The 12,445-nt window shown below is 71.4% G+C and carries 9 protein-coding genes; 3 read left to right on the top strand and 6 right to left on the bottom strand.

Translation table 11 applies throughout. The features are described 5' to 3' along the window. Window positions 1–16: 16 nt before the first annotated feature. Window positions 17–1,309 (bottom strand): extracellular solute-binding protein, encoded by a 1,293-nt coding sequence (locus ACQPZG_RS30740; RefSeq protein ID WP_433548948.1) that lies wholly within the window; start codon window positions 1,307–1,309, stop codon window positions 17–19. A 122-nt stretch (window positions 1,310–1,431) separates the two neighbouring features. Continuing rightward, the gene (locus tag ACQPZG_RS30735; protein WP_433548947.1) at window positions 1,432–1,941 is read right to left on the bottom strand and encodes an LNS2 domain-containing protein; all 510 of its coding nucleotides are present in this window, start codon (window positions 1,939–1,941) and stop codon (window positions 1,432–1,434) included. Window positions 1,942–2,048: 107 nt separating this feature from the next. Here ACQPZG_RS30735 and ACQPZG_RS30730 point away from each other — a divergent pair, with 107 nt between their 5' ends. Continuing rightward, on the top strand, window positions 2,049–3,140 hold the full coding sequence (locus ACQPZG_RS30730) for an MsnO8 family LLM class oxidoreductase (RefSeq protein ID WP_433548946.1): 1,092 nt from the start codon (window positions 2,049–2,051) through the stop codon (window positions 3,138–3,140). 75 nt (window positions 3,141–3,215) lie between these two features. After that, window positions 3,216–5,585: an ATP-binding cassette domain-containing protein gene (locus ACQPZG_RS30725; protein WP_433548945.1), complete on the top strand. Its 2,370-nt coding sequence runs from the start codon at window positions 3,216–3,218 to the stop codon at window positions 5,583–5,585. A 51-nt stretch (window positions 5,586–5,636) separates the two neighbouring features. Here the strand turns inward: ACQPZG_RS30725 and ACQPZG_RS30720 are convergent, their stop codons facing one another. From ACQPZG_RS30720 to ACQPZG_RS30710, 3 genes are read right to left on the bottom strand one after another with little or no spacing between them, the layout of a single operon-like run. Next, window positions 5,637–6,422 carry a succinate dehydrogenase/fumarate reductase iron-sulfur subunit gene (locus tag ACQPZG_RS30720; RefSeq protein ID WP_433548944.1) on the bottom strand — a complete coding sequence of 262 codons (786 nt, stop codon included), beginning with the start codon at window positions 6,420–6,422 and terminating at the stop codon, window positions 5,637–5,639. After that, complete coding sequence (locus tag ACQPZG_RS30715) at window positions 6,419–8,368, bottom strand: fumarate reductase/succinate dehydrogenase flavoprotein subunit (protein ID WP_433548943.1); 1,950 nt, start codon at window positions 8,366–8,368, stop codon at window positions 6,419–6,421. The genes ACQPZG_RS30720 and ACQPZG_RS30715 overlap by 4 nt, the downstream gene beginning before the upstream one ends. A 1-nt stretch (window position 8,369) precedes the next feature. Further along, window positions 8,370–9,101, bottom strand: coding sequence for a succinate dehydrogenase cytochrome b subunit (locus ACQPZG_RS30710; RefSeq protein ID WP_433548942.1), 732 nt, complete (start codon window positions 9,099–9,101; stop codon window positions 8,370–8,372). A gap of 97 nt (window positions 9,102–9,198) precedes the next feature. Between ACQPZG_RS30710 and ACQPZG_RS30705 the strand changes: the two genes are divergently transcribed. After that, window positions 9,199–10,089, top strand: coding sequence for a LysR family transcriptional regulator (locus ACQPZG_RS30705; protein ID WP_433548941.1), 891 nt, complete (start codon window positions 9,199–9,201; stop codon window positions 10,087–10,089). Window positions 10,090–10,260: 171 nt separating this feature from the next. Here the strand turns inward: ACQPZG_RS30705 and ACQPZG_RS30700 are convergent, their stop codons facing one another. After that, on the bottom strand, window positions 10,261–12,402 hold the full coding sequence (locus tag ACQPZG_RS30700; protein ID WP_433548940.1) for a putative bifunctional diguanylate cyclase/phosphodiesterase: 2,142 nt from the start codon (window positions 12,400–12,402) through the stop codon (window positions 10,261–10,263). Window positions 12,403–12,445: the final 43 nt, after the last annotated feature.

Raw genomic sequence — 12,445 nt, 5'->3', positions numbered from 1 at the left:
ACGGGTCCTGCGAGCCCTACTCCTCCTCGAACCGTTGCAGGGTCGCCGTGATGCGGGCCGACGCCCGCTTCGCGGCGTCCTGCGGGTCGGCTCCGGCCAACACCTGCGACATGTACGTCTTGATCGGGTTGTTCGCCTCGACGTCCCCCCACGTGGGTGACGCCGGTGTGGCCCTGCCCTGGAGGGCTCCCCGCGACATGGCGGCGACGCCCTCCTCGTCCGCCACCTCGGAGATCAGGTTGCCCTTGTTGGGCACGTAGCTCATGGTGCGGGCCAGGTCGACCTGCCACTTCTTGCCGGTGAGGGCCTGCACCACCTGGACCGCGGCCTGCCGCTGGTCCGTCCTCTCGGGTATCACCAGGTCGGAGCCGCCGGTGAAGACCGCACCGGGCTTGTCCGGGGTCTTTCCGGGTACGGGAAAGAAGCCGAGCTTGCCGCGCAGCGCGGGATTCTTCTCCTCGATGATCTTCGCTGCTCCGGGCGTGGCGACGATCTGCGCGACGTTTCCCTGCGCGAACACGCCCGCCTGCGGGGGTTTCTCCTCGTCCGCGTCGCGGGGGCCGCCGCCGAGCGCCTGGAGTTTCTTGTAGAAGCTCATGCCGCGCAGCGCCGCCTCCGAGTGCAGGGCACCCGTCCACCTTCCACCGGCGTCGACGGCGAGTTCGCCGCCCTCCTCCCAGATGAAGCCCGCCAGGGTGTACCAGTCCTGGCCCGCCAGGTAGATGCCCTGCCTGCCGGCGGTGTTGAGCTTCTCCGTGGCGGTCAGCCACTCCTGGCGGTCGCGCGGCTCCCGTACCCCGGCCTGCTGGAAGAGGTCCTTGCGGTAGACGACGACGCGATTCGCGGCGTACCAGGGAATGCCGAACTGGGCGTGGTTGATCTTTCCCGGCTCGGCGAGTCCCGGCAGCCAGTCCTCACTGCCGAAGTCGCGCAGGGACTCCAGGGTGAGGTTCTCCAGGCCGCCGTGGTCGGCGTAGTGGGCCACCTGCGTATTGCCCACCTCGATGACGTCCGGCGGGTTGTCGCCCGTCAGCGCCTTCTTGATCTGGGCGCCGATGCCGCCCCACGACTTGATCTGGATGTCCAGCTTCGTGTGTGCGTGTTCCTTCTCGTACGCCTCCGTGAACCTCTTGAGGAAGTCGCTGGACGCGCTGTCCTTCATCAGCCATACGGTGACGGTCCTCGTCCCCTCGTCCGGGGACGACGGGAGCAGGCCGCAGCCGGCCAGCAGGGCGCCGGACACGACGAGGGCCACGGAGGTGGACAGGGAGCGCTTCTTCGCACAGTTCACGGATCTAGAAATTGGCATGTACCAATGGGCGGGTCAAGGGTTTGGCCTGCACAACTCGAACACATCTCGAACCGCGAACTCCCACGAGTGCGGTGCCAGGACCGGGCAACCCGTCCCGGATCAGGATCAACCGGTGCCCATCAGGTGCGCCCCTCCTTTTCCTGGGCGTTTCGCAGCGCCTCGGAGGGGACCGCCCAGTCGGCTCGTACGACGGTGAATCCGGCCCGCTCGGCCGCCTCGCACACCAGGGGGTCGTCGTCCACCAGCACCCGGACCTCCCGGTCGCGCGCCAGACCTCGCAGGATCTCCAGCTTGGTCACTCGGGCGGGGCGCCGGTCGTTGTCGCGCCGCATCCACACGCGTCCTTCCGGCAGCCCCTGGGCGGCGAGCCAGGCGAGGGTGTCGGGGCGGCACCTTTCGGGGCGCCCGGTGAGGTAGACGACTTCGCAGTCCCGGGCCCGGCTCAGGGCGAGTGCGACCCCTTCGGCCAGGGGCGGGTCCTCGGTCGCCGCGGCGAAGAAGGCGTTCCAGTCGCGCGGACGGCGTTCCAGGAGGTGCTGCCGGTGGGCGCTGTCGGCGAGGGTCCCGTCGAGGTCGAAGACGGCGAGGGGCCTGGGCGGCCGGGGTGCGGGGCTGCGGTGGTCGGTCATGATCACAGCCTAAGGAGCGGTGCGGGCCGCCGCGTGCGGAGCGGACCGGGCCACCGCGCAAGGAAGCGCAGCGGGAATGCTGCCGCCGCTGAGGCGTTGCACCGTGAGTGAGCACAGTGATCGCGCAGACGAAGTTCTCCGTCCTCGACCGTTCCCGTACCCGCGAGGGGTTCGACGGGCCGCAGGCGCTGCGCGACTCGGTGCGCCTGGCCCGGCAGCTCGAAGCGCTCGGCTACCACCGCTTCTGGGTCTCCGAGCACCACAGCGTGCCCGGCGTCGCCGGTTCCGCGCCGACGGTGCTGGCCGCCGCGGTGGCCGCCGCGACCTCCACGATCCGCGTCGGCACGGGCGGGGTGATGCTGCCCAACCACCAGCCCCTGGTCGTGGCCGAGCAGTTCGGGGTCCTGGAGGCACTCTTCCCGGGGCGGATCGACATGGGTCTCGGCCGGTCCGTGGGCTTCACCGACGGTGTGCGCAGGGCGCTGGGCCGGGACAAGGACGACGCCGACCGGTTCGCGGAACAACTGGACGAACTGCTGGGCTGGTTCACCGGCGGCGCTCCCGTGCACGCGTACCCGGCGGAGGGGTTGCGGGTGCCGCCGTTCGTGCTGGCCACCGGTGAGGGAGCCGCGATCGCCGCGGCGGCGGGGCTGCCCGTCGTGGTCGGGGACCTCCGGGGCCGCCCGAAGCTGCTGGCGGCCGTGGAACGCTACCGGACGGACTTCCGGCCGTCGGCATGGTCGGCCGAGCCGTACGTGGTGATCGCCGGGACGGTCGCCGTCGCGGACACCGAGGAGGCGGCCCGCCGGCTCCTGGTGCCGGAGTCCTGGTCCATGGCCTACTCGCGCACGCACGGCACCTTCCCGCCGTTGCTGCCTGCCGAGCACGTGGAACGGCTGGCCCGTACGGACCGCGCGTCGGGTGGCATGACCGACAAGGAGCGCGGCCTCTACGAGAGCGGGCTGCGGGGGCACCTGTACGGCACGGAGGAGCAGGTGGCCGCCGGGCTGGAGGAGGTGCTCGCGGCGAGCGGCGCGGACGAGGTACTGGTCACCACCAGCACCTACGACCGGGAGGGCCTGCTGGACTCCTACCGGCGCCTGGCGGCATTGGTGGGACGGCCGACGGCGGCCCTGGCGGGGCGGACGAGCCCGGTGGGCCGCTCGGTCGAGCTGGGGCAGAAGCACACAGAAGCCTAGAATCGAACTGTCTGTCCGCCCTCCCGCTCTGTTCCCCCAGATCGCCGGTCCCGCCCCGCCGTACGGAGTCTCCCCATGCACAGCCCGCACGATCCGTACCTCCGCGTCCGCGGCGCCCGAGAGCACAATCTGCGCGCTGTCGACGTCGACGTTCCGCGCGACGCGCTCGTCGTCTTCACCGGAGTCTCAGGATCCGGCAAGTCCTCCCTCGCCTTCGGGACGATCTACGCGGAGGCCCAGCGCCGCTACTTCGAATCGGTCGCTCCGTACGCCCGCCGATTGATCCACCAGGCGGGTGCGCCGCGCGTCGGAGAGATCACCGGGCTGCCGCCCGCCGTGTCCCTGGAACAGCGCAGGTCGGCGCCGTCCGCACGGTCCTCGGTCGGCACCGTCACCACCCTCTCCAATTCGCTGCGGATGCTTCTCTCCCGCGCCGGGAGCTATCCCGCGGGCGCGGAGCGCCTCGATTCGGACGCGTTCTCGCCGAACACGGCGGCCGGAGCCTGCCCGGCGTGTCATGGTCTGGGCCGCGTGCACGGCACCAGCGAGGCGCTGCTGGTGCCGGATCCCGCACTCTCGATCCGCGAGGGCGCGATCGCCGCGTGGCCGGGAGCATGGCAGGGCAAGAACCTCCGGGACGTACTTGATGCCCTGGGGTACGACGTGGACCGCCCGTGGCGGGACCTCCCGCAGGCGGAGCGCGACTGGATCCTGTTCACCGACGAGCAGCCGGTCGTCACCGTGCACCCGGTGCGCGACGCGGGGCGCATCCAGCGCCCGTACCAGGGCACGTACACGAGCGCCCGGCGGTACGTCCTGCACACCTTCGCCGACACCCGGAGCCAGTCGCTGCGCGCCAGGGCAGAACGCTTTCTGACCAGTTCGCCGTGCCCGGCCTGCGGCGGCAGCAGGCTCCGCCCGGAAGCCCTCGCCGTCACCTTCGCGGGCCGCACGATCGCGGAACTGGCCTCGCTCCCCCTCGCGGAGCTGGCGCAGGTGCTGGAGGACGGTGTGCCGGCGCCCGGTGCCGGTGCGAACGAGACGGCGCGGGTCCTCACCGACGACCTGCGCGCCCGTATCGCCGTCGTCACCGAACTCGGCCTCGGCTACCTCTCCCTGGACCGCACGACCCCCACACTCTCCAACGGAGAGCTGCAACGCCTGCGGCTGGCGACCCAGTTGCGGTCCGGCCTCTTCGGCGTCGTGTACGTCCTGGACGAACCGTCGGCCGGTCTGCACCCCGCGGATGCCGAGGCACTCCTCGTCGTGCTGGACCGGCTGAAGGCGGCGGGCAATTCGGTCTTCGTGGTGGAACACCACCTCGACGTCGTACGCCGTGCCGACTGGCTGGTGGACGTGGGACCCGCGGCGGGTGTCCACGGCGGGCGGGTGCTGCACAGCGGACCGCCCGCCGGTCTGGCGGAGGTACCGGAGTCGGCGACGCGCCCCTACCTCTTCGAACGGCGGCCCGTGCCGGTGCGCGCGGTGCGCGAGGCGTCGGGTTGGCTGAAGCTGGGCCCGGTCACCCGGCACAACCTGGCGGCACTGGAGGCGGAGTTGCCGCTGGGGGTGTTCACGGCGGTCACCGGGGTGTCGGGATCCGGGAAATCCACGCTCGTCGGCGCGATCACCGACGAGGATCCGGGTGCCGGAAGGCTGGTGACGGTCGATCAGAAGCCGATCGGGCGCACGCCCCGGTCCAACCTGGCCACCTACACCGGCCTCTTCGACGTCGTGCGCAAGTTGTTCGCGGCGACGGACGAGGCGCAGGCGCGCGGCTACAGGGCGGGCAGGTTCTCGTTCAACGTGACCGGCGGGCGGTGCGAGACCTGTCAGGGCGAGGGCTTCGTCTCGGTCGAGCTGCTCTTCCTGCCCAGCACGTACGCCCCCTGCCCGGAGTGCCAGGGGGCCCGCTACCGTCCCGAGACCCTCCAGGTCACCCACCGCGGCCTGAACATCGCCGAGGTGCTGGACCTGACCGTGGAGGCGGCGGCCGAGTTCTTCGCGGACGTCCCGGCCGCCCTCCGAAGTCTGCGCGCCCTGCTGGACGTGGGTCTCGGCTATCTGCGGCTCGGCCAGCCGGCCACCGAGCTGTCGGGCGGCGAGGCCCAGCGCATCAAGCTGGCGACCGAGTTGCAGCGGGCGACGACCCGGCGCGGCCACACCCTCTACGTGCTCGACGAGCCGACGACCGGGCTGCATCCGGCCGATGTGGAGGTCCTGATGCGGCAGTTGCAACGCCTGGTGGACGCGGGGAACTCGGTGGTCGTCGTCGAGCACGACATGGCCGTCGTGGCGGAAGCCGACTGGGTCCTCGACCTGGGTCCGGGCGGCGGCGACGAGGGCGGCCGGGTCGTCGCGGCGGGACCGCCGCGCGACCTGGCGGCGGACCCGCGGAGCCGGACCGCCCCGTACCTGGCACGGGAGTTCACGGGCGGGGCGTAGTAGCAACCAGACAGACACCTCCGGTTCTTGTCGGCCCGTCAGTATCGCTTCTCAGCGCTTCGCCCTGCGGTTCGCCCGCAGCCACTCCTTGTTCATCGCCGCGATGGACGACAGCGGAATCCCCTTGGGGCAGGCGGTGGCGCACTCCCCGGCAAGCGTGCAGCCGCCGAAGCCCTCGTCGTCCATCTGCGCCACCATGTCGAGCACGCGGGTCTCCCGCTCGGGCGCACCCTGCGGCAGCACGTTGAGGTGGTTGACCTTCGCCGAGGTGAAGAGCATCGCGGAGCCGTTGGGGCAGGCGGCGACGCAGGCCCCGCAGCCGATGCACTCCGCGTGCTCGAAGGCGAAGTCGGCGTCCGCCTTGGGGACCGGGGTGGCGTGGGCGTCGGGCGCGGCGCCGGTCGGCACGCTCACGTAGCCGCCCGCCTGGATGATCCGGTCGAAGGACGAACGGTCCACCACGAGGTCCTTGACGACGGGGAAGGCGGAGGCCCGCCACGGTTCGATGTCGATGGTGTCGCCGTCGGAGAAGGACCGCATGTGGAGCTGGCAGGTGGTGGTGCTTCCCCCAGCTCTCGAATCCGTTCGAGCAGGGGAGGCCCCATTGGGTCCGTGGGCGTCGCCGTTGATGACCAGGGAGCAGGCGCCGCAGATGCCCTCGCGGCAGTCGTGGTCGAAGGCGATGGGGTCGTCTCCCCTGAGGATCAGCTCCTCGTTGAGGGTGTCGAGCATCTCCAGGAAGGACATGTCGGCCGAGATGTCGTCGACGTCGTAACTAACCATCTGCCCGGGGGTGTTCGGGTTCTTCTGGCGCCAGACGCGCAGGGTGAGCCTCATGCGTAGCTCCGCTGGGTGGGGTGGACGTACTCGAAGACGAGGTCTTCCTTGTGCAGGACGGGGGCGGCGCCCGGGGCGAACTCCCAGGCGGCGGCGTACGAGAAGCGCTCGTCGTCGCGGGCGGCCTCTCCGTCCGGGGTCTGGGACTCCTGGCGGAAGTGTCCGCCGCAGGACTCCTCGCGGTGCAGGGCGTCGAGGCACATCAGCTCGGCGAGCTCCAGGTAGTCGACGATGCGGTTGGCCTTCTCCAGCGACTGGTTGAACTCCTCGCCGGTGCCCGGGACCTTGATCCGCCGCCAGAACTCCTCGCGTATCTCCGGGATGCGGCCGAGCGCCTTGCGCAGCCCCTCCTCCGTTCGGGCCATGCCGCAGTACTCCCACATGAGTTCGCCGAGTTCGCGGTGGAAGGAGTCGGGGGTGCGGTCGCCGTCGACGGCGAGCAGCCGCTCGACGCGTCGGCGGGTCTCCCGCAGGGCACTCTCGGCGGCCGGGTGGGAGGCGTCGACGGGTTCCGTCCGGGCGTGCCGGGCCAGGTAGTCGTTGATGGTGGAGGGCAGGACGAAGTAGCCGTCGGCCAGTCCCTGCATGAGGGCGGACGCGCCGAGCCGGTTCGCGCCGTGGTCGGAAAAGTTGGCCTCGCCGATCGCGAAGAGGCCCGGGACGGTGGTCTGGAGGTCGTAGTCGACCCAGAGTCCGCCCATCGTGTAGTGCACCGCGGGGTAGATGCGCATCGGCGTCTCGTACGGGTCCTCGGCGGTGATCCGCGCGTACATGTCGAAGAGGTTGCCGTACTTCTCCTCGACCTTCGCGCGCCCCATCCGCGCGAGGGCGTCGGCGAAGTCGAGGTAGACGCCCTGCCCGCCGGGGCCGACGCCGCGGCCCTCGTCGCAGACGTTCTTGGCGGCGCGGGAGGCGATGTCGCGGGGGACGAGGTTGCCGAAGGAGGGGTAGATGCGCTCCAGGTAGTAGTCGCGCTCGTCCTCGGGGATCTCGCGGGCGGGCCGGTCGTCGCCGTGGGCCTTCGGCACCCAGATGCGGCCGTCGTTGCGCAGCGACTCGCTCATCAGGGTCAGCTTGGACTGGTGGTCGCCGGTGCGCGGGATGCAGGTGGGGTGGATCTGGGTGAAGCAGGGGTTGGCGAAGTACGCGCCGCGCCGGTGGGCCCGCCAGACCGCGGTGGCGTTGGAGTTCATCGCGTTGGTGGACAGGTAGAAGACGTTGCCGTATCCGCCGGTGGCGAGGACGACGGCGTCCGCGAAGTGGCTGGAGATCTCGCCCGTCACCAGATCACGGGCGACGATGCCGCGTGCCTTCCCGTCGACGACGATCAGGTCCAGCATCTCGGTGCGGGCGTGCAGCTCGACCGTTCCCGCGGCGATCTGGCGGGAGAGCGCCTGGTAGGCGCCGAGCAGGAGCTGCTGCCCGGTCTGGCCGCGCGCGTAGAACGTCCGGGACACCTGCACGCCGCCGAAGGAGCGGGTGTCGAGCAGTCCGCCGTACTCCCGCGCGAAGGGGACGCCCTGGGCGACGCACTGGTCGATGATCTCCACGGAGATCTGGGCGAGCCGGTGCACGTTCGACTCGCGGGCCCGGAAGTCGCCTCCCTTGACGGTGTCGTAGAAGAGGCGGTGGACGGAGTCGCCGTCGTTGCGGTAGTTCTTGGCGGCGTTGATGCCGCCCTGCGCGGCGATGGAGTGGGCGCGGCGCGGGGAGTCCTGGTAGCAGAACTGGACGACGTGGTAGCCCTGTTCGGCGAGGGTCGCGCCGGCCGCGCCGCCCGCGAGACCGGTGCCGACGACGATGACGGTGTGCTTGCGGCGGTTCGCGGGGTTCACCAGCTTCGCCTCGAAGCGGCGGGTGTCCCAGCGTTCGGCGACCGGGCCGGCCGGGGCCTTGGTGTCGGCGATCGGGGCGCCGTCGGTGTACGCGGTGTACGAGGAGGTCATGTCAGCCCACCAATCCGGTCATCACGGCGACCGGCACGGAGAGGAAGCCCACCGTCAGTGCGAGGGCGAGGAGGTTGGCCGTCGCCTTGAGCAGGCGTTCGCGGGTCGCGTTGCCGACGCCCAGCGTCTGGGCGGCGCTCCAGAAGCCGTGCCGGATGTGCAGGCCGACGGCGAGCATGGCGACGACGTAGATCGTGTTGCCGTACCAGGTGGAGAAGGTCGCGACGACGTTCTCGTACGGGCGCCCCGCCTGCGCGTTCTCGTTGACGGTGAGGGTGGTCAGGTCGAGCAGGTGCCACACGATGAACAGCAGCAGGATGACGCCGCCCCACCGCATGGTGCGGGTCGCGTAGCTCGCGCGCCTGCGCTTGTGGGCGTACGCGACGGGCCTGGCCCGGAGGTCGCGGCGGCTGAGCTGGTACGCGGCCACCGCGTGCCCGGCGACGGCCGCGAGCAGCAGCACGCGGACGATCCACAGGGCCCACTCGTAGTGCAGGACCGGTTCGCCCATGGTGCGCAGCCAGTGCGCGTAACCGTTGAACTCCTCCGTCCCGAAGAAGATCTTCAGGTTGCCGATCATGTGGGCGACGAGGTAGCCGAGCATGATCAGCCCGCTGACGGCCATGACCGTCTTCTTGCCGACGGTCGAGCCCCAGAATCCGCGCAGTCCGGTGGGTCGCCGTACGGGCGGTTTTCGGGAGGGGGCGGTGTCCTGCCGCGTTGCCAGAGCCATGGTTCAGGACGCTAGGGCCGAAGGACCTGAAAGGTCCAAGACATGGTGTGGCTCAAGTCCATAGGCTCGCTCTATCGCCCCCGCTTATGCTGGGGTCATGCGGTTCCAGCAGCTCCGATATTTCGTGGCCGTGGCGGAGTCGCGGCACTTCACCCGGGCCGCCGAGGAGATGCACGTGGCGCAGCCCTCGCTCTCCCAGCAGATCCGTTCGCTGGAGCGGGAGCTGGGCGCGGACCTGTTCACGCGCGCCCGCGGAAACATCGCGCTCACCGACGCGGGGGAGGCCCTGCTGCCGCTGGCCCGGCGGATCCTCGCCGACACCGACACCGCCCGTCGCGAGGTGCAGGAGCTGGCGCAGCTGCGGCGCGGCCGGGTCCGCCTGGGCGCGACCCCGAGTCTGTGCACGGGTCTGCTGCCCGACCTCCTGCGCGCCTTCCACGACGCGCATCCCGGCATTCAGCTCCTCGTCGAGGAGGGCGGCTCGCACGACCTCGTCCGGCAGTTGGCGCGCGGCGCTCTCGACCTGGCCCTCGTCGTGCTGCCGCTGCCGACGCCCTCCCCGGCGCTCACCGCGGTGGAACTGCTGCACGAGGACCTGGTGGTGGTGTCCGCGCCGTCCGCGCGCGCGCCGCGCCGTCCGGTCCGCATCACCGACCTGCGCGACACGCCGATGGTGATGTTCCGCCACGGCTACGACCTGCGGGAACTGACCGTGGCCGCCTGTCGCGCCGAGGGTTTCGAGCCGACGTTCACGGTGGAGGGCGGCGAGATGGACGCGGTCCTGGGCTTCGTACGGGCGGGCCTGGGACTGGCCGTGGTTCCGCGCATGGTGGCGGAACGCGGCGGCACCGGCCTGCGGGTGACCCCGCTGGCCAGACCGGGACTGCGGCGCACGATCGCGCTGGCGCACCGCAGCGACGTGGCGCCGCCGCGGGCGGCACGGGAGTTGCAGCGGATGATGGTGGGGCGGTGGGAGCCCGCCTCCTGAGAAGTCGTGCCAGCCCTCGCATGGCAGCGTCCGCCCGCGAGGGGACCCGGCCCGGGACGGACCGCCACGTCGAACGCGCTGCCGCGGATGACCGGCCGCCACACCGGACGCGCTGCCCCGTCGTCCGACCCGCCGCCTCGGCCGACCGGCCGCGCCGGACGGACCGTCCGCTCAGACGGCGTCCATCAGCACCAGTGAATGGATCATGTCCGGGGCGCCGGGCCTGGCGTAGTACCAGCCCTGTGCGGTGTCGCAGCCCAGGTCCCGCAACTGCTCGGCCTGGGCGCCCGTTTCGACGCCCTCGACCGTCACCGCGAGTTCCAGGCTGTGTGCCAGCGAGACGATCCCCTCGACGATCTTGATGTCGACGGGGTCGGCGGGCAGACGTTGCATGCTCTGGGTGAAGGAGCGGTCGAGCTTCAGGACGCTGACCGGCAGGCGGCGCAGGTTGGCCAGGTTGGAGTAGCCCGTGCCGAAGTCGTCGAGGGCGATGTCGATGCCCATCTCGGAGAGTTGGCGCAGCGGCTTGAGCAGGCCCTCGTCGGCACCTATCAGTGCGGACTCGGTGACCTCCAGGCAGAGGGCGCCCGGGGAGAGGCCCGCGCGTTCGAGGACTTCGACCGTGTCCGCGACGAGGCCGGGGTGGTGGAGCTGAGTGGGCGAGAGGTTGACGTTGATGCGCAGCGGACCGCCATCGGCGTGCTTCTCCTGCCAGAACCTGGCCTGGCGTACGGATTCCTGGAGCACCCAGCGGCCGAGCGGCACGATCAGCCCGGTGTGCTCGGCGAGCGGGATGAACCGGTCCGGTCCGAGGACGCCGTGCTGCGGGTGGCTCCAGCGGACGAGGGCCTCCGCGCCGTGGACGCTGCCGTCGCCGAGGTGGACGAGCGGCTGGTACTCGATGAAGAACTCGCCGCGCTCCAGGGCGGCCGGCAGGGCGTGGGTGAGGCCGTGCCGGGTGATGGCGCGCTCGTCGGCCTCCGCGTCGGCGAACTCGAAGCGGTTGCCGCCCGCCGCCTTCGCCCGGTACATGGTGATGTCGGCGCTGCGCAGGACGTCGGCGGGGCCGCGTTCGGCAGCCGGGCCCTCGACGATGCCGATGGAGCCGCGCACGGTGATCTCGCGGCCCTCCAAGTGGATGGGGGTGGCCAGGGCGTTCAGTATCCGGGCGGCCAGGTCGTCGACCTCGCGGCGCGTGTCGGGGCCCGTGGTCAGCGCCACGAACTCGTCGCCGCCGAGCCGGGCCACCATCTCGCCCGGCGCGGTCGCGCAGCTCTGCAGGCGGTCGGCGACCTCGACGAGGAGGCGGTCGCCCGCGGAGTGTCCGAGGCTGTCGTTGACCGCCTTGAAGCCGTCCAGGTCGAGGTAGCAGAGCCCGAAGCGGGCGTCGCCCCCGGTGGACAGGACCTTCTCCAGGCGTTCGAAGAACAGCGTCCGGTTGGGCAGGCCGGTGAGCGCGTCGTGGGTGGCCTCGTAACGCAGTCGCAGATTGAGCAGCCGCCGCTCGGTGGTGTCCTCCATGAGGGCGAGCTGGTACTGCGGGCGGCCTTCGGCGTCGCGCAGCAGCGACACGGTCAGGTTGGTCCACAGGACCGTGCCGTCGCCCCGGTAGAAGGCCTTCTCGCAGCGGTAGTGGTCGCGCTCGCCGCGCACCAGTTCCTCGTACATCCGCCAGACCTGGGCGGTGTCCTCGGGGTGGTCCCAGTCGCTGACCTTCCGGCCGCGGATCTGGGTGTCGAGGCCGCCGAACATCCGGGTGAGGGTCTCGTTGACCTCCAGGATCGTGCCGTCCAGGGCGGCGATGCCGATACCGACGGCCGCTCCTTCGAAGACCGCGCGGAAGCGTTCCTCGGTGGCGTGCAGCGCCTGGCGGGCCTCGGTGCGGGCGCAGAGCGCGGAGCGGGCGATGGCCTCCTGCTCGCGCAGGGTGCGTTCGCGCAGCGCACGGGCGAACCCGGCGGCGATGCCGTGCTGGAGCCGGGCACAGCGGGCCCGGTTCTCCTCGGCTGCGGCCGGCGGCCCGTCGGCCGCCGCGCAGTACAGGACGAGGTACGACTCGACGACGCCGAGGGTGCGGACGAGGGCGTCCGGGTCGGTGCAGTGCGCCTCGACGAGTGCGGCCCCGACGTCGTGCGCGGGTGTCGCGTCGAAGGGCCGCCGGTGCAGCGCCTCGCCGAGCAGGCGGGCCAGCGGCAGCAGGAGCTGTTCGAACTCGGGCCGGGTGAGGGAGGTGGCGGTGGCCGGGAAGATGGCCCGGCTCCAGATCGTCGCGAACCGTCGCAGCCGGTCCTCGGGCCCGTCCGGGACGGCCACCTGCGCCCGGTCGGGGGCAGAGCCCCGGGGAGCGGAGGGGGAA

The organism is Streptomyces sp. CA-294286 (assembly GCF_050947155.1).
GTDB lineage: Bacteria > Actinomycetota > Actinomycetes > Streptomycetales > Streptomycetaceae > Streptomyces.
This window is presented reverse-complemented; position numbering and strand designations above follow the sequence as displayed.